24 protein-coding genes, 1 tRNA gene, 1 pseudogene and 1 riboswitch are annotated in these 26,140 nt (G+C 58.4%); of the genes and pseudogenes, 14 read left to right on the top strand and 12 right to left on the bottom strand.

The window, feature by feature from the left end; all coding sequences use genetic code 11:
• From MPJ51_RS17140 to cbiE, 3 genes are all read right to left on the bottom strand, one after another.
• Positions 1 to 399 (bottom strand): SAM-dependent methyltransferase (locus MPJ51_RS17140; RefSeq protein ID WP_298389178.1); only part of this gene is annotated, 399 nt, incomplete at its 3' end.
• Positions 396 to 764 carry a cobalamin biosynthesis protein gene (locus MPJ51_RS17135; protein ID WP_298389180.1) on the bottom strand — a complete coding sequence of 123 codons (369 nt, stop codon included), beginning with the start codon at positions 762 to 764 and terminating at the stop codon, positions 396 to 398. The genes MPJ51_RS17135 and MPJ51_RS17140, both read right to left, overlap by 4 nt.
• Positions 761 to 1,960: a precorrin-6y C5,15-methyltransferase (decarboxylating) subunit CbiE gene (cbiE, locus tag MPJ51_RS17130; protein ID WP_298389176.1), complete on the bottom strand. Its 1,200-nt coding sequence runs from the start codon at positions 1,958 to 1,960 to the stop codon at positions 761 to 763. Before cbiE ends, MPJ51_RS17135 begins: the two co-directional genes overlap by 4 nt.
• Between cbiE and MPJ51_RS17125 the strand changes: the two genes are divergently transcribed.
• Entirely contained in the window at positions 1,959 to 2,708 is a 750-nt protein-coding gene (locus tag MPJ51_RS17125) for a cobalt-precorrin-6A reductase (RefSeq protein WP_298389174.1), read from the top strand. The genes cbiE and MPJ51_RS17125 overlap by 2 nt on opposite strands.
• On the opposite strand, the gene cobJ is transcribed toward MPJ51_RS17125, so the two are convergent.
• The 7 genes from cobJ to MPJ51_RS17090 are packed head-to-tail and all read right to left on the bottom strand — an operon-like array spanning position 2,681 to position 10,723.
• Positions 2,681 to 3,433 carry a precorrin-3B C(17)-methyltransferase gene (gene cobJ / locus MPJ51_RS17120; protein ID WP_298389172.1) on the bottom strand — a complete coding sequence of 251 codons (753 nt, stop codon included), beginning with the start codon at positions 3,431 to 3,433 and terminating at the stop codon, positions 2,681 to 2,683. The genes MPJ51_RS17125 and cobJ overlap by 28 nt on opposite strands.
• A complete protein-coding gene (locus MPJ51_RS17115; RefSeq protein ID WP_298389170.1) occupies positions 3,430 to 4,158 on the bottom strand; it encodes a precorrin-2 C(20)-methyltransferase in 729 nt (242 codons plus the stop codon). The genes cobJ and MPJ51_RS17115 overlap by 4 nt, the downstream gene beginning before the upstream one ends.
• Complete coding sequence (locus MPJ51_RS17110; RefSeq protein ID WP_298389168.1) at positions 4,155 to 4,784, bottom strand: precorrin-8X methylmutase; 630 nt, start codon at positions 4,782 to 4,784, stop codon at positions 4,155 to 4,157. The genes MPJ51_RS17115 and MPJ51_RS17110 overlap by 4 nt, the downstream gene beginning before the upstream one ends.
• On the bottom strand, positions 4,784 to 5,911 hold the full coding sequence (locus MPJ51_RS17105; RefSeq protein WP_298389166.1) for a cobalamin biosynthesis protein CobG: 1,128 nt from the start codon (positions 5,909 to 5,911) through the stop codon (positions 4,784 to 4,786). Before MPJ51_RS17105 ends, MPJ51_RS17110 begins: the two co-directional genes overlap by 1 nt.
• A complete protein-coding gene (cobN, locus tag MPJ51_RS17100; RefSeq protein ID WP_298389164.1) occupies positions 5,908 to 9,285 on the bottom strand; it encodes a cobaltochelatase subunit CobN in 3,378 nt (1,125 codons plus the stop codon). Before cobN ends, MPJ51_RS17105 begins: the two co-directional genes overlap by 4 nt.
• Positions 9,286 to 9,290: 5 nt before the next feature.
• A complete protein-coding gene (cobW, locus tag MPJ51_RS17095) occupies positions 9,291 to 10,346 on the bottom strand; it encodes a cobalamin biosynthesis protein CobW (RefSeq protein ID WP_298389162.1) in 1,056 nt (351 codons plus the stop codon).
• Positions 10,343 to 10,723, bottom strand: a complete 381-nt coding sequence (locus MPJ51_RS17090; protein WP_298389160.1) for a DUF1636 domain-containing protein — start codon at positions 10,721 to 10,723, stop codon at positions 10,343 to 10,345. Before MPJ51_RS17090 ends, cobW begins: the two co-directional genes overlap by 4 nt.
• Positions 10,724 to 10,808: 85 nt before the next feature.
• Positions 10,809 to 11,014: riboswitch (cobalamin riboswitch) on the bottom strand.
• A gap of 763 nt (positions 11,015 to 11,777) precedes the next feature.
• Between MPJ51_RS17090 and MPJ51_RS17085 the strand changes: the two genes are divergently transcribed.
• From MPJ51_RS17085 to MPJ51_RS17045, 9 genes are all read left to right on the top strand, one after another.
• Positions 11,778 to 11,978 (top strand): hypothetical protein, encoded by a 201-nt coding sequence (locus MPJ51_RS17085; RefSeq protein ID WP_298389158.1) that lies wholly within the window; start codon positions 11,778 to 11,780, stop codon positions 11,976 to 11,978.
• A 173-nt stretch (positions 11,979 to 12,151) separates the two neighbouring features.
• Positions 12,152 to 12,613, top strand: a complete 462-nt coding sequence (locus tag MPJ51_RS17080; protein ID WP_298389156.1) for a hypothetical protein — start codon at positions 12,152 to 12,154, stop codon at positions 12,611 to 12,613.
• A complete protein-coding gene (locus MPJ51_RS17075) occupies positions 12,614 to 12,916 on the top strand; it encodes a hypothetical protein (RefSeq protein ID WP_298389154.1) in 303 nt (100 codons plus the stop codon).
• 52 nt (positions 12,917 to 12,968) lie between these two features.
• Complete coding sequence (locus MPJ51_RS17070) at positions 12,969 to 13,256, top strand: hypothetical protein (protein WP_298389151.1); 288 nt, start codon at positions 12,969 to 12,971, stop codon at positions 13,254 to 13,256.
• A gap of 215 nt (positions 13,257 to 13,471) precedes the next feature.
• Positions 13,472 to 13,666 (top strand): helix-turn-helix domain-containing protein, encoded by a 195-nt coding sequence (locus MPJ51_RS17065; protein ID WP_298389149.1) that lies wholly within the window; start codon positions 13,472 to 13,474, stop codon positions 13,664 to 13,666.
• Entirely contained in the window at positions 13,663 to 15,207 is a 1,545-nt protein-coding gene (locus MPJ51_RS17060) for a type I restriction-modification system subunit M (RefSeq protein ID WP_298389147.1), read from the top strand. The genes MPJ51_RS17065 and MPJ51_RS17060 overlap by 4 nt, the downstream gene beginning before the upstream one ends.
• The gene (locus tag MPJ51_RS17055) at positions 15,204 to 16,433 is read left to right on the top strand and encodes a restriction endonuclease subunit S (protein ID WP_298389145.1); all 1,230 of its coding nucleotides are present in this window, start codon (positions 15,204 to 15,206) and stop codon (positions 16,431 to 16,433) included. The genes MPJ51_RS17060 and MPJ51_RS17055 overlap by 4 nt, the downstream gene beginning before the upstream one ends.
• A complete protein-coding gene (locus MPJ51_RS17050) occupies positions 16,434 to 17,819 on the top strand; it encodes an AAA family ATPase (protein ID WP_298389143.1) in 1,386 nt (461 codons plus the stop codon).
• On the top strand, positions 17,812 to 20,913 hold the full coding sequence (locus tag MPJ51_RS17045; protein WP_298389141.1) for a type I restriction endonuclease subunit R: 3,102 nt from the start codon (positions 17,812 to 17,814) through the stop codon (positions 20,911 to 20,913). Before MPJ51_RS17050 ends, MPJ51_RS17045 begins: the two co-directional genes overlap by 8 nt.
• Before the next feature lie 184 nt (positions 20,914 to 21,097).
• Here MPJ51_RS17045 and MPJ51_RS17040 read toward each other — a convergent pair.
• A tRNA-Cys gene (locus MPJ51_RS17040) sits at positions 21,098 to 21,171 on the bottom strand.
• Positions 21,172 to 21,398: 227 nt separating this feature from the next.
• Between MPJ51_RS17040 and MPJ51_RS17035 the strand changes: the two genes are divergently transcribed.
• From MPJ51_RS17035 to MPJ51_RS17025, 3 genes are all read left to right on the top strand, one after another.
• Positions 21,399 to 22,052 (top strand): protein-L-isoaspartate O-methyltransferase, encoded by a 654-nt coding sequence (locus tag MPJ51_RS17035; protein ID WP_298389139.1) that lies wholly within the window; start codon positions 21,399 to 21,401, stop codon positions 22,050 to 22,052.
• Positions 22,053 to 22,148: 96 nt separating this feature from the next.
• Positions 22,149 to 23,567, top strand: a complete 1,419-nt coding sequence (locus MPJ51_RS17030) for a TolC family outer membrane protein (RefSeq protein ID WP_298389137.1) — start codon at positions 22,149 to 22,151, stop codon at positions 23,565 to 23,567.
• A 74-nt stretch (positions 23,568 to 23,641) separates the two neighbouring features.
• Positions 23,642 to 24,364, top strand: coding sequence for a hypothetical protein (locus tag MPJ51_RS17025; RefSeq protein ID WP_298389135.1), 723 nt, complete (start codon positions 23,642 to 23,644; stop codon positions 24,362 to 24,364).
• Positions 24,365 to 24,367: 3 nt separating this feature from the next.
• Here the strand turns inward: MPJ51_RS17025 and MPJ51_RS17020 are convergent, their stop codons facing one another.
• Positions 24,368 to 25,825, bottom strand: coding sequence for a cobyric acid synthase (locus MPJ51_RS17020; protein ID WP_298389133.1), 1,458 nt, complete (start codon positions 25,823 to 25,825; stop codon positions 24,368 to 24,370).
• Between the two features lie 61 nt (positions 25,826 to 25,886).
• Here MPJ51_RS17020 and MPJ51_RS17015 point away from each other — a divergent pair.
• Positions 25,887 to 26,140 (top strand): annotated as a pseudogene (locus MPJ51_RS17015) (cobalamin biosynthesis protein CobQ); the annotation flags it as partial.

Below are 26,140 nucleotides of genomic sequence, written 5' to 3'. Positions count from 1 at the left end.
CACCGATTGCGCCAGACCGGGCAGGGTCAGTTCGGTGCCCAAAGCCGCCGCAGCCGCCGCGAAAGAGGGCACGCCGGGGGTCACACTGACCGGGATGCCCATTTCCTTCAGGCGGCGGATTTGTTCGCCCATCGCCGACCAGACCGACAGATCGCCGGAATGCAGCCGGGCCACATCCTGACCAGCTTGGTGCGCGGCTTCGATTTCGGCCATGATCTGGTCCAGATCCATCGGCGCGGTGTTCACGATCTTTGCGCCCTCGGGGCAATGGCTGAGGATCTCCTCAGGCACCAGCGACCCGGCGTACAGGCATACCGGGCATGAGGCGATGATGTCGCGCCCGCGCAGGGTCAGCAGGTCGGCGGCGCCCGGTCCGGCACCGATGAAATGAACGGTCATGTCTGTCCTCCGATGGCGACGGCGCATGTGGCAAGCCGGTCGTCCGAAATCTGTCTGGGTGAGGTCAGCCGCGCACCAGTTCCGGCGGCGGCAAGGGCGGATGCTTCGGCGACGCTGCCGGTGCCATAGGTGGCGCGGCTGCGGGTCGAGCAGGTGAGGGTGCGCTGCCCGGCCAGATCATCCGTTGCAATGAAATGCAGGGGCAGGGCGAGGTCGTCTGTAAAAGCCACCAGCGCGGGATGACCCTGTTTGCCGGCAGGGGTCGCCAATGCCTGAACGGCCTGCCCGGCGGTGGCCCGGTCAAAGGCAGCGCGCAGGCTATCCACCGTGGCAGCAGAGGAAAATCCGATCCCGGCGACAATCATAGCGTCACGCTCCACTGCACCACCGGGTAGGCGGATTTCCAGCCGCGACGGGGGCCGAGGGCCGAAGCTTGCGCCAGTTCGATCCGCAGCAGATCGCCGCCCAATTTCGCCTGCCACTCCGCCAGCAGCGCCTCGCTTTCCAACGTCACCGCATTGGCGACCAGCCGGGTGCCCGCAGGCAATTCGGCGGTCAGCCATTCCAGCAAAGCGGTGCTCAACCCGCCGCCGATGAACACCACATCCGGTCTGGTCAGCCCGCCCAAATCCCCCGGCGCGGTGCCATGCACTACGTTCAAGCGATCTTGCCCCAGCGTGTCGGCATTGCGCCGGATACGCTCGGCGCGGTCCTCGCGCGGTTCGATCGTGGTCGCGGTCAGGGTCGGATCGCACATCAGCCATTCGATGCTGATCGAACCGGTGCCGCCACCGATATCCCACAGATGCTCGCCCCGCTGCGGGGCCAGCGCCGATAGGGTCAGGGCGCGAATGGGGCGTTTGGTGATCTGCCCGTCGGTCTCGAATATATCGTCCGGCTTGCCCGAGGCTTTGGGGAAGGCGCGACCGGGGCCAGTCACTTCCAGCCCGACACAGACGGGATGGTCGAACGTGCCCAGCAACGCTTCGGTCAGGGAAACGGTCTGGATGTTTTCACGCGGCCCACCCAATGCCTGCATCACATGCAGCGCACTGTCGGCAAAGCCGGTTTCGGTCAGATAGGTCGCCAGCTCCGCCACCGCCTTGCCGTCGCGCAGCAACAGGATGGCGCGCAGGCCCGAGGACAGATGTGGCCGCAGCCGGGTCAGGGGGGCTGCGTGCAGACCAAAGGTCAGCGTGCTCTCCAGTGGCCAGCCCAGTCGCGCTGCAGCCAGCGAAAAGGTCGACTGGCCGGGCAGGGCCGCCCATTCTCCGGCATCGAAATTGCGCGCGATGACCGAACCCGCGCCGAACCAGAACGGATCGCCCGAGGCCAGCACCACCGTGGCGCGCCCGCGCAATCCGGTCAGGATCGGCAGACCCTCGGCGAAGGGCGCCGGCCATTCGATCCGCTCGGCCTCGGATTCGGGCACCAGCGACAGATGCCGCGGCGGCCCCATGATCACCTCGGCCCGATCGAGCACTTGACGGCTTGCGGGCGACAGGCCATCAAGCCCATCTTCGCCCAAGCCCAGAACAGTCAACCACGGAGCGTCACGCATGTCCAAACTCCTGATCCTTGGCGGCACGACCGAGGCCAACGCTTTGGCCAAAGCCGTTTCCGAACAGGGTGTTGCGGCGATCTATTCTTACGCCGGACGAGTCGAAAACCCGCGTCCGCAGCCCTTGCCGGTGCGCGTGGGCGGCTTTGGCGGCGTGGATGGTCTCGCGGCCTATATCCGCGAGAATGAGATCAGCCATGTAGTGGACGCGACCCATCCCTTTGCTGCGCAGATGAGCCGGAATGCGGTTGAAGCCTGTGGTGTGGCCCAGGCCCCGCTGGCGGCGCTGACTCGCCCCGCATGGACGGCGCAGCTCGGTGACGATTGGCGCCTCGTGCCCGATGTCGCCGGAGCGGTCGCAGCGCTTGATGGCGCTTCGCAGCGGGTGTTTCTGGCCGTGGGCCGTATGCACCTTGAGGATTTCGCCACGCAACCTCAGCACCATTACCTGCTGCGGCTGGTTGATGAACCGGGCGCTTTGCCTCTGCCGAATTGCGACGTGGTCGTATCGCGCGGCCCGTTCACCCAGAGTGATGACCGTGCGCTGATGCAGCGCCACGGGACGGAACTTGTCGTGTCCAAGAACGCAGGCGGCACCGGCGCGCGCGCCAAGCTGGACGCCGCGCGGGCGCTGGGCGTGCCGGTGTTGATGATCGACCGTCCGGCCCTGCCGGAGCGGGTCGAACTGTCGAACGTGGCGCAGGTTCTGGACTGGTTGGCTCATTCCGGCGTGAACCTCGGCGTATAGACAATGGGCGCGCCGTCGCGTTCGATGACGCGGGTGCGGGAGGACCCGACGATGACCACGGTCTGCATATCGGCCATCTCGGGCGTTGCCTCGGCCAGCGTTGAGATGCGCAGCGCTTCATCTTCGCGCGACACCGCGCGGGCGAACAGGATCAGACGCTCAGGCTCGCATTCTTCACGCAGGATTTCCAGCGTCTTTACAAAGCCTTCCGGGCGGGACTTCGAACGTGGATTGTAGAACGCCATCGAGAAATCCCCCTGCGCCGCCAGCCGCAGACGCTTTTCTATCAAATCCCATGGCTTGAGGTTATCGCTTAGGTTAATGGCGCAGAAATCATGCCCCAGCGGAGCACCCGCCCGCGCCGCCGCCGCCAGCATCGCGGTGATCCCGGGCAGCACGTCGATCTGAATGTCGCGCCATTCTACCGGCCCGTTTTCCAAAGCCTCAAACACCGCTGCGGCCATAGCAAATACACCCGGATCGCCGGAGGAGACCACGACCACCCGCTTGCCCTCAGCCGCCATTTGCAATGCGTGTTGCGAGCGGTCGATTTCCACCCGGTTGTCACTGGCATGCAGGGTCAGGCCGGGGCGCTCGGCCACCCGCGCGACATAGGGAATATAGCCTACCACATCGGTGGCCTCAGCCAGCGCCTCGGTGACTTCGGGCGTGACCAGCGCTTCATTCCCCGGTCCAAGACCTGCAATCTTGACCCAACCGCTCATGGTCGCCGCCCCTGACCATGCACGATGATGATCGAGAAATAGGGGGTGATCCCCTCGCAATTGTCGGACAGTTTGCAGACGCGCTGATTGGGCATCTGTGCATATTCCACGATCCAGGCGCGGTCATACAGCCCCGCCGTCCGCAGCGCCCGTTTCACCTTGTCGATATTGCGCCCGATCTTCATCACCACCAAAGCGTCGGTTTCCGCCATGCGTTTGGCCAGCGTGTCCTCGGGCAGTGTGCCAACCAGCACGGTCAGCACATCGTCGCCCCAGGTGATCGGGTCTCCGGTTGCGGTCCACGCGCCAGACATGCCGGTGATGGCGGGCACAACCTCTACCTCAGCCTCGTCGCGCAAGCGGTTGTAAAGATGCATGAAAGAGCCGTAGAAGAACGGATCACCCTCACACAGTACGACAATATCCTCGCCCTGATCAGACAGGGTTTTCAGATGCGCGGCGCAGTCTTCGTAGAAGGCCGCCAGCAGTTCGTTGTAACGCGGATCGCTCAGCGGGATTTCGGTGGTCACGGGGTATTCCATCGGGAATTCCACCGCGTCGCCGGGGATCATGCCGTTGACGATCTTGCGCGCCTGACCGCTGCGACCCGGCTTGCGAAAGAACGCCACATGGCGGGCATTGCGTAGCAGCCGGTCGGCCCGGACGCTCATCAGATCCGGGTCGCCGGGGCCGAGGCCGACGCCGTATATCTTGCCCGGGCTCATTCGGCGCGGCTCGCGATGGCGTTGATGGCGGCGACGGTGATGGCGCTGCCGCCCAGACGACCCTTGACGATGCAGGACGGCACCGGCTGAGCCTCCCACAGGGCGTCCTTGGATTCAACTGCGCCGACGAAGCCAACCGGGCAGCCGATGATGGCGGCGGGGCGCGGGCAGTCGGGGTCCTCCAGCATGTTCAGCAGGTGGAACAGGGCAGTCGGCGCGTTGCCGATGGCGACCACGGACCCTTCCAGTTTCGGGCGCCACAGCTCCAGCGCGGCGGCGGAGCGGGTGTTGCTCATCTCAGCGGCCAGTGGGCGCACGCGCTCGTCATGCAGGGTGCAGACCACCTCGTTATCGGCGGGCAGGCGAAACCTTGTGACGCCTTCGCTGACCATGCGCGCGTCACACAGGATCGGCGCGCCGTTTTCCAGCGCGGTGCGGGCAGAGGCCACAAAACCGGGCGAGAAATGCACGAATTCCTCAAGCCCCACCATCCCGGCGGCGTGGATCATGCGGACGGCGACCTGCTCCTCGTCGGCGTCAAAGCGGGCCAGATCGGCCTCGGACCGGATGGTGGCAAAGCTTTGCTTGTAGATCGCCGCGCCGTCGGTTTCGTATTCATAGGGCATCAGGTCAGGTCCATGCTCATCAGTGTTTCCGGGGTCAAGCCACGCTGGCAGGGCTCATCCCCTGCGCGGCCGTGTTTGACAAGATCAAATCGTCCGTTGCAGCCCACCAAAGTGACATCTGCCGGACCCATCCGCGCGCAGCCCTTGGCGCAGCCCGAGACATGCAGGCCGCCGCTGACGCGCGGGGCCAGCGCCCGGGCCGTGTCGCGGGTGGCAATTTGCGCCTGCGGGCAGAGCGGGGCGCCGGGGCAGGCGTCGGTTGTCATCAGCGGATCGGTGCCATCTGTGACAAACGCATCCGCGCTGAGCGCCGCCCCGCCTTCCAGCAGGATCAACCGCCACGGGGTGACACGCAGAGCCGCCGCGCCTGAAGTTTCGATCAACTCGGCCAGCGCCCGCGCGGGCAATTGTCCGAACGCTGCGCCGTAAAACGTGCCCAGATCGCAACCGCCGGGTTCAAGAGCGGAGCCGACTGGGCCGGGGGCGTGACCTTGCCAGTCCTGCGGGAGGTCTTGCGCGGCAACCAGACGGGCCATGCGGCGGGTCTCGGGGGTGAAATTCTCGGAAAACCAGCGGGCGAGTGCGATCAGGTGGTCGATGGCCTCGGCCTCGGATACAAGACACCCGGTCTCGACCCCATCCGCACGCAGGATCAGACCGTCGTGGCTAGTCTCTAACCGGATATCTGCTGAATCCGCTGACAGCAAACGCGCGGGGCCAGTGTCTATGGCAAAGCCGAACTTCGCGGGCAGGGCGGGCAGGTCGCCCAGCCGGTCGATCAACTCCTGCGTCAGCCGTGCGGTGAGGTCACCGGCCTGATAGAGCGGTGAGACCAGAATGTTGCGCCGCACTTCGATGCCCGGCTCTGCATCCAGCAGATTCAGCGAAGCAAGTTCGGTCAGCAGAGGTTGATGATCATCCTCGGCAACCCCGCGCAGTTGCAGATTGGCGCGGTTGGTCAGGTCGATGGTGCCGTTGCCGAACCGCTCGGCCAGTTTGCACAGGCCCAGTGCCTGTTCCGCCTCCAGTCGCGCCAGTCGAGGACGTACCCGCACGACCAGCCCGTCGCCCGACATCATCGGACGATGCGCGCCGGGGCACCAGCCCTGAACAACCGGGGCCGTCATCCCAGCCCCTCCAGATCGGCCCGGATCGAGTTTCGGCGGGTGTTCCACAGCCCCGCCTCCAACAGCGCGCGGAACCGGTCCTGCATGGCCTGATGCGCCTGAGGGTTGGCCTCTTGCAGGAACGCATCGACCTCGGCGTCGCCCAGCGTGGCGTCGTGGTAAAGGTCGAACAGATGCGGAGCGACGGTGCCCGACAGATGCGCGAAGGAGGCCATGTGATCCAGCGTCGCCGCAATCTCCGCCGCGCCCCGGAACCCATGCCGCTGCATCCCTGCAATCCAGCCGGGATTGGCCGCGCGGGCGTGGACGACGCGGCTGATTTCTTCGGGCAGGGTGCGGGCGCGCGGGGTGTCGGGGTTGGTATTGTCCAGATGGTACAGCTGCGCGCTGCCGCCGGTCACTTTCTTGGCGGCGGCAAAGCCTGCCTCATGCGTGGCATAGTCATTGGCCAGCAGCAGGTCGGTTTCGGTCAGGTCCTGCAGGTGCACGAAACTGTCCGCATTGGCGACGCGCTGAGTGATGCCGTCGATATCCTGCGCGATGTGCTCGCCTTCCAGCGCGAAGGAACTGGCATCCAGCCACGCCTCACCCGCTTGTGCGCGGGCTTCGTCGGTGTAGATTTCCGACAGTTGGGTCATGTTGACGCCATAGCTGCCCGGTGCCGGGCCATAGACCCGCGCGGCGGGTTCCTGACCGGCATAGGGGTTCCAGTCCGGGGCTTCGTCCCGTTCGGTCAGCGCGCGCACGGCCTGTCCGAACAGCGCTGAAAGCGTCGGAAACACATCGCGGAACAGCCCCGAGACGCGCAGGGTTACGTCCAGACGCGGGCGGCTGAGGTCGGTGATCGGCAGCACTTCTATGCCCGATACCCGTTCCGAGCCTTTATCCCAGATCGGTTTCACGCCCAGCAGGTGCAGCGCCATGGCGAATTCCTCACCCGCCGTGCGCATGGTGGCCGAGCCCCACAGGTCGACGATCAGCCCCTTCGGGTAGTCGCCTTCCTCTTGCAGGTGCCGCCGCACCAGTTCCTCGGCCAGTTTCACGCCTTGGGTATAGGCCGCGCGGGTCGGCACAGAACGCGGGTCGGTGGTATAAAGGTTGCGCCCGGTCGGCAGCACATCCGAGCGACCGCGATAGGGGGACCCGGACGGCCCGGCCTCAATCCGTTTGCCCGCCAGCGCGTCGATCAGGGCCGCACGTTCCGCATGGGCTGAGGGCGCGGGATCGAAATTGCCCTTCACGTCCGGGACGCGACCAAAGATATGCAGCCCGTCGCCGAACTGGCTTTCCTTGATGTCGCAGACAAACCGGTCGATGCGGGTGATCGCCTCGGCGGTGCAGGTCGCCTGATCGAGGCCAAGATCGCTTTCCAACCCGATGGCCTGCGCCTCGTCGCGGATATCTTCCTGCAACCGGTCGCGGCGTTTGGGGTCCAGCCCGTCGGCGTTCGAGAACTCGTCCAGCAGCGATTCCAACCGCACCATCCGGTCCGGTGTGCCGCTTTCTTTCATCGGGGGTGGGATATGGCCCAGCGTGACGGCTCCGATCCGGCGCTTGGCCTGCGCAGCCTCGCCGGGGTCGTTGACGATGAAGGGGTAGATCACCGGCAGGTCGCCGATCAGGGCCTCGGGCCAGCAATTTTCGGACAGGGCGACCGACTTGCCCGGCAGCCATTCCAGCGTGCCATGCGCGCCGATATGGATCAGCGCATCGGCACCGAGGCCCTTGCGCAGCCACAGATAGAAGGCGACATAGCTGTGGCGTGGGGTGCGCGACAGGTCGTGGTAGTCGTCGTCGCGCAGCTCAGGCGTACCGCGTTCGGGTTGCAGCGCGACCAGAGCGTTGCCGCGACGCAGAGCGGTGAAGTGGAACGCGCCATCCGCGAAAACCGGGTCGTTTTCGGGTTTGCCCCAGACGGTTTCAAGGTCTTCACGCAATTGGTGGGGCAAGGCTGCCAGCGCGGTCAGGTAGTCCTGTAGCGGCCATGACAGACTGGCGTTCGTCAGTTCTGCAGCGAGCACATCACCCGTTTCCCGGGGCGTCAGCCCCGGATCGCGCCCGACCCGCCCCCCAGGGCGGGCGCGATTGCGCCCACCCTCGGGCCGGTCGCGATCCTCGGTGACATATCCCTGCGTTTGCAGATCGGCCAGCATCGCCTCGGCCGAGGCAAGCGCATCCAGCCCGACCGCATGGGCCATCTGCCAGTCCTTGCCGGGATAGGTGGACAGCACCAGCGCGGGCACCTGATCGGCCTTTGGTTTGTCTGCCAAGTTTAGCCAGCCGGTGACACGGTCGAGGATGGCCTCGATCCGTTCCGGCTCGGCCCGGTGGGCAAAGCGGGAATATTCCAGATGCGGGTCGCGCTTGCCGGGTTCCTTGAAGGACGCAATGCCCGCCGAAATCCGCCCATCCACTTCGGGCAGCACCACGTGCATGGCGAGGTCGGCGGGCGAGAGGCCGCGTTCCGCCTCGGCCCAGGCTTTGCGGCGCGAGGTGGCCAGCGCGACTTGGAACACGGGCACCTCTGCGGCGTCCAGAGGCGATGTGCCTGATGCGCCCTTGCCCGAGAAGGACGTCGCGTTGATGATTGCCGCAGGGGCCAGCGCCTGCATCTGGTCGCGCAGCCAATCGGCTGCGGACGGTGCTTTCAGCGATGGCGCGAAAAGGCCAACCGCCTGAAATCCGCGCGCGCGCAAGCTGCAGATCAGGGTCGCGACCGGCTGAGTATCCGCCGAGGTCAGATAGGCGCGGTAGAAGGTCACGAGGATGCGTTTGGCGTCACCCTCGAACGCAGCGTCCACCGGGATCACGCCACGATCCGGGCACCATGCGCCGCATTCCGGCAGGGTTTTCGCGCCCATCACCGGCCCGGCATAGAGCCCCGCCGCCAGCGCCATCTGCGCCAAGGCGGCTTGTGCCGCGACCTCTCCGCCAGTGTCGCACAGATGGGCCAGCCGCCGCAGGGTTGAAACCGGCAGGGTGGAATACTCATCCAGCCGCGTATCCTCGCGCCCATCCGCAGGCAGCACGGCCAGCGCGATGCCCTTGGCCTGCGCCAATGCCAGAACCTGCTGCAGCCCGTAGGACCAATAGGGTACGCCACCGATCAGACGGATCAGAATGCCCTTGGCCCCTTCGAGCGTCTGTTCGACATAGGTATCGACCGACAGAGGGTGCTTCAGCGCCGTCAGATTGGCCAGCCGCATCGTCGGCATCCGCCCGTCAGGCCCGCCACCGCGATGCCAGCCTGCCGCGAAAGCGCCAAGGTCACTGTCCGAGAAGGACAGCACCACCAGATCCGCCGGGCTCTGGCCCAGATCGGTTGGGGTCTCGGTTTCCTCTAACCCGTGGCTTTCGCGGAAGACGACATGCATGAGCTTTACTCGGCAGCCTCGGTCACGCCCACAAGGATATCACGGATCGCGGCCTCTTTGATGTCATCATGCTCGGCAATCACCACCAGACGCGAGCGGCGCTCTTCGCCCGGCTCCCACGGGCGGTCATACTGATGACGCACTCGGGCGCCGACGGCCTGAACCAGCAGGCGCATCGGTTTGCCCTGAACGGCGGCATAGCCCTTGACGCGCAGGATGTTCAGTTCATTGGCCAGACGTTCGATATTGGCGACCAGTTCCGCCGGATCACTCTGTTCCGGCAGTTCGACGATGATGCTTTCGAAATCGTCATGTTCGTGATCGTGGTGGCCATCGTGATGGCTGGGGCGGGCGTCCATGTCGTCCTCGGCGGCGGCCTCCAGACCCAGTACAACGCGGACGTCCACGGCCCCCTCGGCGACTTCGACAACGGGCAGGGGACGGGGGGCTTCGGCGGCGATGATTTCCTTGGCCTTGGCGACACCCTCGGGGCCAGCCAGATCAGGCTTGGTCAGCAGGATGATGTCGGCGCAGGAGATCTGATCCTCGAACACCTCGGACAGCGGTGTTTCGTGGTCGATGGAGTCGTCAGCCATGCGCTGGGCATCTACGGCTTCGACATTAGGTGCGAACCGACCGGCAGCCACAGCCTCGGCATCTGCTAGAGCGATCACGCCATCCACGGTGATTTTCGAACGGATATCGGGCCAGTCGAACGCCTTCAGCAACGGTTTGGGCAGGGCAAGGCCCGATGTTTCGATCAGGATGTGATCTGGGCGCGGCTCCAGCGCCATCAGCGCCTCGATTGTGGGAATGAAATCGTCGGCCACGGTGCAGCAGATGCAGCCATTTGCCAGTTCCATAATGTTTTCCGCCGGGCAATCGGGAATGGCGCAGGATTTCAGGATATCGCCATCGACACCGACATCGCCGAATTCATTGACCACAACCGCCAGACGCTTGCCCTGCGGGTTCTGCATCAGATGCTTGACCAGCGTGGTCTTACCCGAGCCCAGAAAGCCGGTGATGACAGTGACGGGGAGTTTTTCGAGATTGCTCATTTCAGGGCTCCAATCGGGGGAATGCGGGCTGCACAGTTCTTGCGGAAATGTTCCGGACGTTCGCGCCATTTGACCAAACCGTCCTCGGTCTCAAGATACTTGGTGGCACCTTCGACGATCACGTCGACATGGTCGGTTTCGTTGAGATGTTCGTAAACGAAGGTCCAGCGATCCGGCCCCCCGCGCAAAACGATAGAACAGCCCTCGTTGCAGTTCGACAGGCATTCGACGGCTTTCAGAGTGATGCCATCGGGCAGGTCGGCCTGCTCAAGCGCCTGATGCAACAGCGTGCCGGGGCGCTGGGCGTCATCCTCGACAGGCAGGCCACGGCGACAGGTGGTGCAGACCAGCAATTCGACTGGTGTGGTTTTGGTCATGTCTTCTCATCCCCCCAAACATATCTCGCGGGGGACGGGGTTTCATGCGGGTCGACGGGGACCCGACACCGGAACACCCCGTCCGGTTTCAACTTCGGGCGTTGGCAGGTCTCCCGGCTTGCGGATGTCAGAGCGGTTGCCCTGTCGGATGTCCCGCCTTCCCGGCCGTTTGGCCAGTGGCTTGGGCACCCTCTCCGGTCACGGTCGCGGGGGCGGCTGCGTTTGACGGAAAACCGCTGGCGCATTCCCTTTTCATCTGCTGTCACAGACACCAACAGACAGGCACATGCGGCACCAATAGTCGACTTGTCAAGCGAGTCGCGGCCCCGAGCCGGGTTGGCGCCAAAAAGCGACCTCTCCTGGCCGCTGGGCGGCATGTCGGGCTGGGAGGGCGAGCATATCGCGAATGGGCCGCAGATGGGTCGCGGTTATGCGGGCAGTGAGTACGCAGCGATATCCTTACAGATGCTCGCTTTTGCTCATAAGACGGAGGGATAGGCAACCGGAAGTAATAATCTCCGTGTCTTGAAGGGCTTAGGTGGGATGAAGGCATCATTTTAGGTGTGTCCCACTTTGTGTCACACCCGAGCGCCACACAGCTAAGTCAATGATTTAGAATAAAATGGAGGCGAGTACTTGTTTTGACTTCGAACCAAGGTTAAAATTATATCTCTTAAAATCAGTATCTTAAATGCCAAAGGCACACTCTAATGCCGAGAAATGTTGCGGGATCAATGCGCAAGTTTTTACTGAAACTTTCGACACTTGAACGCTTTTAGGTCGGCAGCTGTCAGGTTGAACCATTCGCCGTTAGCGCGTCTATCTGCGAAGCTTCTATGCCAATAGTTCTCGATACCCGATGGATAATCAGTCTGGATTGCGTGAACCAGTTCCACTCTTTCCGGTAGAGAAAGCCAGCTTTCCAAGCTGAGGATGAAGCAAAACCGAACCCGTGGCCCGAAGTTTGCCAATAGCGCGGGATGCATCCTGTATCGGCGCGTAGATTTGGATGCGTGGATCAAGTCAAAGATCGTTTCTGCATAAAGGGGCGATCATGGCAGTGAAATACTACGCACAGATCGATTTTGATCTGTTCTCAAACCCAAAATACCGGGCGCTTTCGTCCAATGATATCCGCTACATTTATCTGGCAGCGCATTGTTCAAAGCTGAGCAACTACATTGGTCTGTTTCGCTATCCAGTCGATATCTGGAGCTATGATGCAAGCGCCAACACGAGCGCGGGGGCGCGATGATTTGCACGGCTGGATTCTCGACCAGATCAGCGTTGGCACCATCACCAACCGCGCTAGCATGGTCGAGGCTCTGACTGATGCGGGCTTCGACATTCCGCGCGCAAGCAACAACTACATTACCGCAAAAGACCCAGACACCGGCGAACGCTGGCGGCTGAAAGGAGAGATTTTCCATGAAAACTGGCAAGCCACCCCGGCTGAGCGAGAAATTGAACTCGGATCTGGACGTGATCAGGCAGGAACACACCGCCTTGATGAATTCTCAGTTGGAGAACTTCAGGATCGACTTCAGCGGTATTGCGACAAGCGCGCTGAATACCATCGAAACCGATATCCGCTACTTCCTGAACGACAGCAGGAGCGAGTTGCAGAGGCGGAGCGAGACGATCCGGCGCCGGCTGACGATATCGCCTTGGGTGATCGCTGGGCTGATCATGGCATGGATCGCTTCGACCATGGTGGTGAGCTGGCTTTGGATTGTTTTGTTGACGCGCTTGGAAATGACAGAGCTTGGCCTGACACGGATCGAACAGGCGGGGCAGATCTGGTTGACGCTGGACCCGGAGCAGGCCGTACTAAAAACCTGCACGATAGCGGGCATGCCGATCATCTGCATCGAAATCAAGGGGCAATAAATGGCGACACCCCTGACAGCCTTGGAACGCGATTTGCTCGCCTGCGTCGAGCGGTTGGTGAAGGCCTGCGAAACTTCAGCGCAGGAATTGCGCGCTTTGGAAACACGCTCGACGAACGTGATCGAGAGCAAAGTGAATGGGTTGGCGCACTGCGTGGCGCTGCTGATGAAATCGCATCTCTTGTCGGTCGCCACATTGGCCGACTTGCTGAGAGAGGAGCAGACCTACGAGTCGCTTCAAGAGGGCTTAGAGGCCAGCTTGAAATTAGCGAAACGTGCCGAACAACGGCTGAGCGAGAACTAAATGAACGTGAACGCGGCCATAGCCACAGCCTTTGAATTGAAAAGGAAAATCAATGAACTTCCCGCATGATCATTTCACCATGTCCTATGGCCAATCCCGCGACTATGGCATCGATTATCGCACGTTAAAAAAAGTGACCCGCTTGCCAGAGAGTGTCCTGTTGGTGGCCATTGCCGGTGTCTGGGGCGACTACAGCGATATCCGTTGCCTGTTCATCGACACGGAGGGGAACGGTTATTGGCGTCATGTCTACGGAGGGGGCGGTGAGTACATTATCCAAGAACTAGACCTGAACGCCAAGAAACTGGAAGTGGGGCAGATGATCATAGTGAAAGCTTAGGACGCTGCGAGCAAGGTTTGAAAACCAGCAAAAAAGGCAGTTGCGTTGAGTGGCTGCCTAAAGTGTAAAGCACACGGTCGGATCTGATATTTCAGCTTTTATGGACAATATCGAGTCGCCACCTCAACACGTTTCCATTGTCCAAATATGGGACTTGTTGGCTCCTCATCATTACCCTAGTTTCAATCGTAATTCCCAACGGAGGACATTTTGCAATGCCCAACGGTGATATTTTGACCGTAAAAGAACTCGCTGAGTATCTAAAAATTGCCGAGAAAACGGCATACCGGTTTGCATCAGAGGGTAAGGTTCCGGGTTTTAAAGTGGGGAGCGCGTGGAGGTTTCGAAGAAGCGAAATTGACCGCTGGATCGCCGAGCAAGAACAAAAACAAGAAGGGGCAGGAAAATGACAGGTGAACAAGAGCGCAGTGAACTCCACCGCCAAATCTGGGCCATCGCAAATGACGTGCGTGGCGCCGTTGACGGCTGGGACTTTAAACAATTTGTGCTGGGTGCTCTGTTTTACCGCTTTATCAGCGAAAATTTCACCAATTATGCCGAAGCAGACGATGACAGCATCAATTATGCTGGCATGTCCGACAGTGACATCCATGATGATTTTGTCATCGAGGCTGTGAAGACCAGAGGCTACTTCATCTATCCCAGCCAGTTGTTTTCAAATGTCACCGCTGCCGCCAACGTGAATGACAGCCTGAACACCGATCTTGCCGCCATCTTCGCGGCGATTGAGGGGTCTGCCAGCGGCTACGCCTCCGAGGATGACATCAAGGGCCTGTTTGCCGACTTCGACACCACCAGCAACCGACTGGGCAAAACCGTCAAAGACAAAAATAGCCGTCTGGCCGCTGTGCTTAAAGGGGTCGCAGGTCTGCCTTTGACGTTTGATGGCAGCAAGCGTGATCTGTTTGGTGATGCCTATGAATTCCTGATCAAGCACTACGCGGCCAATGCTGGAAAATCCGGCGGAGAGTTCTTTACGCCCCCGCATGTTTCTAAGCTCATTGCGAAAATCGCGATCCACGGCCAGACCTCCATCAACAAGATCTTCGATCCTGCCTGTGGTTCCGGTTCACTGCTGCTGCAGGCCAAATACTTCCTGAAGGATCACGGGGTTGAGGAGGGGTATTTCGGGCAGGAAATCAACCACACGACCTACAATCTCGCGCGCATGAACATGTTTTTGCACAACATTAACTATGACAAATTCAACATCCAGCTGGGCAATACGCTGATCGATCCGCATTTCGGCGATGAAAAACCTTTTGATGCCATTGTGTCCAACCCGCCTTACTCGGTCAAATGGGTGGGGGCGGATGACCCGACCCTGATCAACGATGAACGCTTTGCGCCTGCGGGTGTGCTGGCCCCGAAATCCAAAGCTGACTTTGCTTTTGTGCTGCATGCGCTCAACTACCTGTCGGCCAAGGGCCGCGCGGCAATTGTGTGCTTTCCGGGTATATTCTATCGCGGTGGGGCAGAGCAGAAGATCCGTAAGTATCTGGTCGATAACAACTATGTTGAATCCGTCATCGCGCTTGCACCCAACTTGTTTTACGGCACCTCGATTGCGGTAAATATTCTGGTGTTGGCCAAAAACAAGCAAAACACAGACGTGCAGTTCATAGATGCCACAGGTGAAGATTTTTTCGACAAGAAAACCAACAACAATGAAATGTCGGATGATCACATTGCTGAGGTTATGAGGATCTTCGACAATAAAGAGAGCGAAGCCCATGTCGCCGAGACAGTCGATCAGGTCAGAGTGATCGAACAAGACTATAACCTGTCCGTCAGCGCCTATTTAGAACCCAAGGACACCCGCGAAGTGACCAACATCAACGAGCTGAATGCAAAGCTGGTAACCACCGTTGCTAACATCAACAAGTTGCGTTCAGATATCGACGCGATCGTCGCGGAGATCGAGGCATGAGAAATCGCGGCTTTCTAGAAAAGCTGCTCGATGGAGCGGATGTTGAGTGGATCCCGTTGGGTGAACTTGGCGAGTTGGTACGGGGAAATGGCCTGCCTAAATCGGATTTCACCCAATCAGGTGTTCCGGCAATCCATTATGGGCAAATCTACACCTATTATGGCCTTTCAACCAACTCAACGATCTCATTCGTTTCTGCTGAAACGGCGGCAACATTGAAAAAGGTGAACAAGGGTGATGTGATCATCACGAACACCAGCGAAAATTTCGAGGATGTTGGCACCCCGCTAGTATACTTTGGAAAAGAACAAGCGGTAACCGGTGGACACGCAACTATCTTTAAACCGATCACCTCGGTTCTAGGTATGTACTTTGCTTATTTCGCTCAAACTCCAGAATTCGACAAGGCAAAGAGGAAGCTTGCTAAAGGGGCTAAGGTTATCGACGTATCCGCGAATGATATGGCAAAGATTTTGATCCCGATCCCATGCCCTCAAGACCCAGAAAAATCGATTGCGATCCAAGCTGAGATTGTTCGGATTTTGGACAGTTTCACCGAGCTGACAGCCGAGCTTAAGGTCCGTAAGCAACAATACAACCACTACCGCGACCAACTTCTGAGTTTTAAAGAGGGTGATGTGCAATGGAAGCCACTCGGCGAACTATGTACGTCGGTTTTGGCTGGCGGGGATGTCCCTGAGAAATGTGCAAAGGGCCAAACAGAACCATCGGAAGAGTTCCCATACCCAGTGTATGCTAATGCTGTCGGAGAGAAAGGGTTATACGGGTTCTCTGATAGTTATAGAGTTGAAAGTGACGCGGTAACGATTGCAGCCCGCGGCGCTAAGATTGGATATCATGCAGTCAGAGATGGAAAGTTCACACCAATCATTCGTCTGATAGTATTGGTCGCTGACAATACCTTAATTTCGACTGATTTCCTGAACTATGTTTTGGAAATGACACCCATCAGTGGAACTAAGGGAGGAATTCCTCAGTTAACTGTACCGGCGGTCAAGAAGATCACGGTCCCAGTACCATTCCCCAACGACCCTAGGAAATCACTTGCAGAACAAGCCCGCATCGTCGCTATCCTAGACAAATTCAACACTCTGACCACTTCGCTCAGCGAGGGCCTTCCGCGCGAAATCAAGTTGCGTCAGCGGCAATATGAATATTACCGCGACCTGCTCTTGAGCTTCCCCAAACCTGAAGAGGCCGCATAAATGAGCGAGCATGCTGAAGTCCAAGAAACGCAAGACGACAAGATCAAGGCAGTTGCGGAAGAGCTCGTCAAATCAAACAAGAAAGTACAGCTGATCTATGCCTTCAACGGCACGGGTAAAACCCGCCTGTCTCGTGCGGTGAAAGAGCTGGTCGCCCCTAAGCCCGAAGATGGTGAAGAAAAAGAGCCCACACGTCGCAAGATCCTTTACTACAGCGCTTTTACCGAAGACTTGTTTGTGTGGGACAATGACAAGGAGAATGATGAAGTTCGGAAAATCGACATCCAGCCAAACTCATTTACCGATTGGGTGTTGCGGGACCGAGGGCAGGACCAAAACATCGTCGCCAATTTTCAACGCTATACGAGCAGAAGTATCACGCCAAGCTTTCCCCTTAAGTCCAGACTAGACTTAAGTGATCGCGCTAAAAAAATTGATACCTTTCCAGAGGTCCGATTTGCCTACACTGGGGGCGATAACATTGAGAACAATATCAAGATTTCAAAGGGTGAAGAAAGCAACCTAATTTGGAGCGTTTTCTATACTCTATTGCAGGAAGTCGTTGAGCTCTTGACGGAGCCGGATCCAGAAAAGCGCGATGACGATGTATTTGATGACCTGAAAGTTGTGTTCATTGACGATCCGGTAAGCTCTCTTGACGACAGCCATTTGATTGAGCTGGCAGTAGATTTGGCTGAGTTGATCAAGACAACGGAGTCGAATCTTAAGTTCATCATAACTACACATAACCCGTTGTTTTACAACGTTTTATTCAATGAATTTAACAATAAGAAATACAAGGGTGTCGAGAAAGTGAAAGCTTCGCTGCAGGCTGCTATTGCCAACGGCGGCGAAGTGGTGACGCTTGTCGATGCCGTTGTGGCACCCGATGATAGAGAAAACGTCGTTGCCGCCTTGCAAGCCTCTGACAACGACGCTGCAATTGCCGCAGTGATCCGGCCCAAATTAATCTATAAGCCAAACCACTCTGCCAAATATAGATTAAGCAAAGCAGCTGATGGTTCGTTTGCTTTGGCGGAACAGGGTAGTGACTCCCCGTTTTCCTATCATCTGTTGTTGTTGTCGGATTTAAAGAAAGCTGTCGATAACGGCCAAGTGCAAAAATTCCATTTCAACTATTTAAGGAACGTTCTGGAGAAAACATCCACATTCCTAGGCTACAATAGGTGGGGTGACTTGCTGCCAAAAATTGATGGGAACCCGGATCCATTTGCCTCTCGAATAGTGAATTTGTCGAGCCACTCAGCGCACTCTGGCGAAGAGGTTGCAGAGCTTGAGAGGAACGACCAAGAAAAGCTGGGCGAACTCGTGAATTATTTGTTTAGCTACTACCATTTTTTTGAGCCGAAAGACCAAAATGCCTGAGCAGACAACGACTATTGCAGAGACGCCGAATTACATCGTTCTTGATAAATACACCAAGGGCTGGGAGGCCTCTGAGCAGTACCAAAGCGAAGATGATCTGGAACGCGAGTTGGTTCAGGATTTGCAGCACCAAGGCTATGAATTCCTACCCGCCCTGACCAACCCTGCAGCCATGCTGACCAATGTACGGGCGCAGCTAGAGGCTTTGAACGGCGTCCGTTTTTCCGATGACGAATGGCAGCGGTTCAATGACAGCTATCTGGATATTCCCAGCGACAGCATCACCGACAAGGCGCGCAAGATCCATGATGACTATGTCCTTGATTTTGTCTTTGATGATGGGCGCATTCAGAACATCTACCTGTTTGATAAGAAAAACAAAGCGCGTAACAAGCTGCAGGTGATCAAGCAGTTTGAACAAACCGGCACCCATGCCAACCGTTATGATATGACGATCTTGATCAATGGTCTGCCGCTTGTGCAGATCGAGCTAAAGCGGCGCGGCGTGGCCATTCGCGAGGCGTTCAACCAGATCCACCGTTACAGCAAGGAGAGCTTTAACAGCGAAAACTCGCTTTATAAATTCCTGCAGCTTTTCGTGATCTCGAACGGGACGGATACGCGCTATTTCGCGAATACGGTCAAGCGGAACAAGAACAGTTTCGACTTTACCATGAACTGGGCAAAGTCCGACAACAGCCTGATCCGCGATCTCAAGGACTTCACTGCGACGTTCTTTCAAAGGCGCGTGCTCTTGGATGTGTTGTTGCAATATTCGGTTTTTGATGTGGGCAATACGCTGCTGATCATGCGCCCCTACCAGATCGCCGCGACTGAACGGATCCTGTGGAAGATCAAAAGTTCTTATCAGTCCAAGACATGGAGCAAGCCGGAAAGCGGCGGTTATATCTGGCACACCACCGGATCGGGAAAGACGCTGACCAGTTTTAAGGCAGCGCGTCTGGCAACCGAAATGGATTTCATTGACAAGGTGTTCTTTGTAGTGGACCGCAAAGACCTCGATTATCAGACGATGAAGGAATATCAGAAATTTTCACCCGACAGCGTAAATGGATCTGACAGCACTGCAGGGCTGAAGCGCAATCTGGGTAAGGAGGACAACAAGATCATTGTCACCACGATCCAGAAGCTGAACAATCTGATGAAGTCTGAAGGGGATCTGCCGGTTTACAAGCAACAGGTGGTTTTCATTTTTGATGAATGCCATCGCAGCCAGTTTGGCGAGGCGCAAAAGAACCTGCAAAAGAAATTCAAACGGTTCTATCAGTTCGGCTTTACTGGCACGCCGATTTTTCCCGAAAATGCCCTCGGTTCGGAAACTACAGCCAGCGTGTTTGGACTTGAGCTGCATTCCTACGTGATTACGGATGCGATCCGCGACGAGAAAGTTCTGAAATTCAAGGTGGATTACAATGATGTCCGCCCGCAATTTAAGGCGATTGAGAGCGAGCAGGACGAGAAAAAGCTGAGCGCTGCGGAAAACAAGCAAGCACTTCTGCATCCCGAGCGGATCAAAGAGGTCTCGCAATATATCCTGAACAATTTCTGCCAGAAAACGCACCGGACACAGGCAGGCGCGGGCGGCTTCAACGCCATGTTCGCCGTGAGCAGCGTAGATGCCGCCAAGTTATACTATGAGGCGCTCGCGGAGCTGCAGAAAGGCCAAGATAAGCCCCTGAAGATTGCCACGATCTTCTCTTTTGCCGCCAATGAGGCACAGGATGCAATCGGTGACATTCAGGACGAGAGCTTTGATGTGTCGGCCATGAACAGCAGCGCCAAAGAGTTCCTGAGCGCGGCGATTGGAGACTATAACGCCTATTTCAAGACAAACTTCAGCGTCGATAGTAGCGGTTTCCAGAATTACTATCGTGATCTGGCTGCGCGCGTGCGGTCTCAGGATATCGACTTACTGATTGTTGTGGGGATGTTTCTGACAGGTTTTGACGCCCCGACACTGAACACCTTATTCGTAGATAAAAACCTGCGTTATCACGGCTTGATGCAGGCCTTTTCCCGCACAAACCGCATTTTCAATGCGACGAAGACCTTTGGGAACATTGTTGCTTTCCGCGATCTGGAGCAAGCCACCGTGGATGCGATTACACTATTTGGTGACAAGAACACCAAAAATGTTGTTCTTGAAAAGAGTTATGACGAATACATGACGGGTTTTCAGGATCAGGAAACCGGTAAGGCGCGGCGAGGGTTCACCGATATTGTGAAGGAACTGGAAGAACGGTTCCCAAAACCTCAAGACATCGTAAAAGAAGCCGATAAGAAGGCATTTGCCAAGCTATTTGGTGAGTACCTGAAGGCTGAGAACATTCTTCAGAACTACGATGAATTTGCAGCCTTGAAAGCGTTTCAGGACATTGACCCCAACGACGCTGATGCCGTCGAAGCCTTTAAGGAAAAGCACTATCTGAGCGACGACGATCTGCGTGAACTGAGTGAGGTAAGGTTGCCGTCTGAAAGGTCGGTGCAGGACTACCGGTCAACCTACAACGATATTCGCGACTGGCTACGTCAAGAGAAAACCGGAAAAGAACAAGAAGTATCCAGTATCGACTGGGATGATATTGTGTTCGAGGTTGATCTTCTCAAGTCTCAGGAAATCAATCTGGATTATATCCTCGAGCTAATTTTTGAGAAAAACAAACAGGTCAATGATAAGGGGGATCTGATTGAAAATGCTCGCCGCATCATTCGTGCCAGCCTAGGGCACCGGGCAAAGGAAAGTCTGCTGATCGAGTTCATCAACACAACCGATCTAGATCAAATGGACGATAAAGCCAATGTGATAGATGCTTTCTTTGCCTTTGCACGGGCAGAGCAGCATCGTGAAGTCGAAGATCTCATCAATTCCGAAGACCTGAAACCGAAAGAGGCAAAACGCTATATTTCGTCGTCGATTAAACGCAGTTTTGCCAGCGAAAACGGAGATGATTTAAACGATATCCTGCCCAAAATGAGTCCGCTGAACCCTCAATTCCGAACGAAAAAGCAAAGCGTTTTCCAAAAAATCTCTGCCTTGGTTGAGAGGTTTAAGGATGTCGGTGGGGAAATCTAGTGTTCGAGCAGTCGGGGCTTCCGCTCTGACTGACACACATTGTTTGAAGCTGAGCTGGATCAGGCGGAGTATATGGCGGTTCAGCCATACTTCTCGTGAAGGCAGATTTATGATTTCGCCACCAAAATCGCCACCAATTTCTAGTGCGCGACTCTTTTCGTTCCTAAAAGTGCTTGAACTTAAATGGAGGCGAGTACCGGAATCGAACCGGTGTACACGGATTTGCAATCCGCTGCGTCACCACTCCGCCAACTCGCCTTTTCAAGTAAAATCAATCACTTGCCGTGGTGTGAGGGGCGTTCTAACAGCTTTCGCAGGTGGCGTCCAGAGGGTTGGTGGCAAAACTGGCATACAAACCGGAAATCCGAGCGAAAAGAGGCTGTATCTTTATGACGCGGCGGGTTTGGTCCTTTGGGCCGTTGCCGCAGGGGATCGGATGTGGCACAAGCCGGATCAGACTAGGGAAATTTGGAAAGAGCGGTCAGATGACAGATTTCGCAGCCCGGCGCCTTACGATGGTGGATACGCAGATACGGCCTTCGGATGTGACGAAGTTTCCCATCATTGATGCCATGCTGTCGGTCGAGCGCGAGAAATTCGTGCCGGACGCGCAGCAAGAGGCCGCCTATGTCGGCGATCTGATCGATCTGGGCGATGGGCGCTGCCTGCTGGAGCCGCGCACGCTGGCGAAAATCCTGGACGTTCTGAACATCTCGAATGACGAGATGGTGTTGGATATCGCGCCGGGTCTTGGCTATTCCACCGCAGTGGCCGCGCGCATGGCGGAGCTGGTGATCGGGGTCGAGGATGACGAGGCCCGCGCGGCTGAGGCGCAGACGATCCTGATGGACTCGGATATCGACAACGCCATCATCCATACCGGTCCGCTGGATCAGGGGGCGGCCGAACACGGGCCCTATGACGTGATCATGGTGCAGGGCGGGGTCGAACAATTGCCGGATGCTCTGCTGGATCAACTGAAGGAACACGGGCGTATCGCGTGTCTGTTCATGGAAGGTGAATTGGGCACGGTTCGGATCGGTCACAAATCCGGTGGGCGCGTCACCTGGCGCTATGCGTTCAACGCTAGTGCCCCGGTTTTGCCCGCTTTTTGCGCCGAGTGTGCATTTTCGCTATAGTAACGTAATAGATATTTTTGCGGCCTTGATTACTTCAACACAAGGGCGCAAATTGCTTGTGCAGCAGCGTAATTTTGATTTGAGAGGGTTGAGAGCATGCGTGGGACGGCAGGAGGCAAGCTGGCCAGGGCTTTGGCGTTGACAGCTGGAATTGCGTTGAGTGCATTGCCCGGTCGGCCGGTTTGGGCCGATAATCTGACAGATGCGTTCATTGGTGCCTATAACACCAGCGGTCTGCTGGAACAGAACCGCGCCCTGTTGCGTGCAGCCGATGAAGATGTAGCCATTGCGCTGTCGGCGCTGCGTCCGATCATCAACTGGACGGTGCAGATCAGCGAAGATTACACCCGTCAAAGGGTGGGGGCCGTTGTGTCCACCAACCGCCCGACGAACTTTTTCTCGGGCCTGACGCTGAGCCAGCTGATCTATGATGGCGGCGCCTCGGTTCTGGGCAAGCAGTCGGCGCAGGAAACCGTGCTGTCGACGCGGCAGACCCTGATTGACATCGAACAGCAGATCCTGTTCCGCGCCGCGACAGCCTATCTGAGCGTGCTGCTGCAGGAAGAAACCGTTCAAATCCGTCAAAACAACGTCGATCTGTCCAGCGAGGAACTGCGGGCCTCGCGCGATCGTTTCGAAGTGGGTGAGGTGACCCGGACGGACGTCGCACTGTCCGAGGCGCAACTGGCCAGTTCGCGCGCCGATCTGGCGGTTGCGCGTGGTGATCTGAGCACGGCACAGGCAGAATATGTCAACGCGGTTGGCAAACAACCCGGTCGCACTTCGGGTCAGCCCAGCCTGCCGAACCTGCCACGTTCGGCGTCCGAGGCGCAGAATCTGGCACAGCGCAATCACCCGGCGATCCTGTCGGCGCAGCATCAGGTGCGGGCGCTGGATCTGATCGTGCAGCAGCAGCGCGCCAATCTGGGCCCCAATGTCAGCCTGAACGCGGATGCCGGGGTCACCGAAAGCTTTGACAATGATGATTACGTCAACACGGCAGGGGTTTCGCTGAACTTCAACCAGCCGATCTATTCGGGTGGTGGACTGGCCGCCGCCGTGCGCCGCGCCATGGCCACGCGGGATGCATCGCGGGCGAACCTGCTGAACGTGCAAAAGGACATCACCCAAGGCGTCACTGATGCCTATGCCGGGTTCCAGGCCGCCACGGCCAGCCTGACCGCTTCGACCGAGCGGGTCCGGGCCTCGCAAGTGGCCTTTGACGGTATCCGTGAAGAGGCGACGCTGGGTGCGCGCACCACGCTGGATGTTCTGGCAGCCCAGCAGGACCTGCTGGATGCGCAACTGGCCGAGGTGGCCTCGCGCACGGAACGGTCTCTGGCGGCGTATCAGCTGCTGCAGGCGCAGGGTCTGCTGACGGCGGAACGTCTGGGTCTGGCGGTGCAGATTTATGATCCGACGCTGTATTACAATCTGGTCAAAAAGGCCCCGTCGCGGGTCAGCAAGCAGAGCCGCGATCTGGATCGGGTGCTCAAGGCCTTGCGTCGCGACTAAGAAACGTTACTACCGGTTGTTCCATTTGGCAGGATTGGCTACACTTGGGCCAAGGCTGAGAGCGGTAGTAAAAAATGTCAGATGGACTTGTAAATACAGATACAGATGACGTGCTGTCTTCGATCAAGCGATTGGTCAGTGAAGGCGGGCGTGAGGAATCGGAGTTTCTTTTCATCCCGACACCCCCTGCAAAAAAGCCGGGCCGACTGGTTCTGACCGACGCGCTGCGGGTCAGTGACGTGCCTTTGGCAGAAGAAAAGCCCGCACCGCTGAAGCTGACGCCCGCTGATGCGGAGGCTGCAAACAGTTCGGCCACGCCGATGCGGTTGACGCCAGATGATTCGGTTCCGGCTGAGCCTGTGGCCGAAGCTCCGGCCACCCCGGAGATGGCCGCCAAGCGGGATCTGGCCGGTAGCCTGAGCGCCAAGATCGAAGCGCTGGAGGCCGCGATTGCCCGCACCGAAGATCAGTGGGAGCCGGACGGTGAGACCAATGATGCTTATTCCGGCACCCGTACCCGGTCGGTAAACTGGGCCGTTCGCGACGGAATTGAAGAGGCCGAGGACGAGGAGAAGACCTCGGCCACGTTCATCCGGCATTCGGATAAAGCTGCCGACGCGGATGAGGCGCAATCGACCGCCGAGCTTTCCGACGATGAAGAGGCATTGCGCGCATTCATCGCCCAGATCGTGCGCGAGGAATTGCAGGGCGCGCTGGGTGAACGCATCACCCGCAACCTGCGCAAGATGGTCCGGCGCGAGATCTACCGGGCCCTGGTGGCGCAAAAGCTCGAATAACCCTCAGCGCTGGCGCGGTGTTTCGGCCAGCGACAGCAGCAGGTCCAGATCCATAGTCTGTTCCAGATGATCGGCCAGGGCATCCAGCACCTGATCGACGCCGTCCTCATAAGCGATTTCGGACGTGACCCCGAGTTGCGACAGATAGCTGGCGCGGAACGTGTCCGAACTGAAAATGCCGTGCAGGTAACTGCCGCGAATGCGCCCATTGGCGCTGGCGGCGCCTTCGGGGCGACCTTCGATGTCCAACCACGCGCGGGCGCAATCGGGGCCGGTGGTGCGGCCCATGTGAATCTCATACCCGCTGACGGATTCGCCGCCGGGCAGGGCGGTCGCGGTGCGCAGGGTCACCTGTTTCTGTCCGGCCATGATCGTGTCGACATCCAGCAGGCCCAGCCCCTCGACCCTACCGGGGCGGCCATCGACGCCATCAAGGTCGTCGATCGTGTTCCCCAGCATCTGATAGCCACCGCACAGGCCCAGCACGTGACCGCCACGCCGCACATGGGCGTACAGGTCCACATCCCAGCCCTGCGCCCGGAAATAGGCCAGATCGCCAATGGTCGATTTGCTGCCGGGCAGCAGCACCAGATCAGCATCGCCGGGCAGGGCGCGCCCGGCGGAGACAATTTCGACCGTTACACCAGGCTCGGCGGATAGGGGATCAAGGTCGTCGAAATTCGCCATCCTCTCTAGCTGAGGGACCACGACCTTGCAGGCACCGCCAGTGGCCGAGCGGATGTCCATCATATCCTCAGCCGGCAGACGCCAGGCGTCATGGAACCACGGCACCACGCCCAGACAGGGCCAGCCGGTGCGCGCGGCGATGTCGTCCCGGCCCTCGTCAAACAGCGATACATCGCCCTTGAACCGGTTGACGGCAAAGCCACGGATCATCTGCAGGTCTTGTGCGTCCAGCACGGCTTGCGTACCAACGATCTGCGCGATCACACCGCCCCGGTGGATGTCGCCTACCAGCACCACCGGAACATCAGCGGCGCAGGCAAAGCCCATATTGGCGATGTCACCGGGGCGCAGGTTGGTCTCGGCCGGGCTGCCCGCGCCCTCGATCAGGACAAGATCGGCATCGGAGCACAGCCGGTCAAAGCTTTCCAGCGCCGCGCCCAGCAGTTTCGATTTGTCCTTGCGGTAATCCCCGGCCTTCATAGTGCCCGCGCGTTGACCCTGCACGATGATCTGCGCCCCCGTGTCTGTTTCAGGCTTCAGCAGGATCGGGTTCATATCCGTATGGGTCGGACGACGCGCCGCCCATGCCTGCAAAGCCTGTGCGCGCCCGATCTCACCCCCGTTTTCGGTGACGGCGGCGTTGTTGGACATGTTCTGCGGCTTGAACGGCGCCACCCGCAGCCCGCGTCGCGTGTAGGCACGGGCCAATCCGGCCACCAGAACCGATTTCCCGACATTGCTGCCGGTGCCCTGAATCATGATGGCGCGAACCATGGTTGCCTCCTATACGTTGAGGCGCAGATGACCTGATTTGAGGCCAAAGGGAAAGCCCCCGATGAACACCCCCGCGCATCTTTTGATCGGAGCCGCCGTCTTTGCCCGCCCGGCCAAGGGCCGCATTCTGGCCGCCGCACTGGTCGGATCATTGCTGCCTGATCTGTCGCTTTATGTAATGGCGGGCGTGTCGCTGTTCATTCTGAACATCCCCGAGCAGGTGGTTTTCGACCAACTTTACTTTTCCCCGGCGTGGCAAACGGTGTTTGCCATCGACAATTCATTCTTCCTGTGGGGGCTTGTGCTGGGTCTTGG

Origin of the sequence: Ruegeria sp. (assembly GCF_028066395.1) — a bacterium.
Lineage (GTDB): Bacteria > Pseudomonadota > Alphaproteobacteria > Rhodobacterales > Rhodobacteraceae > Ruegeria.
The sequence above is the reverse complement of the archived record's forward strand: the minus strand, read 5'-3'. Positions and strand labels throughout refer to the sequence as shown.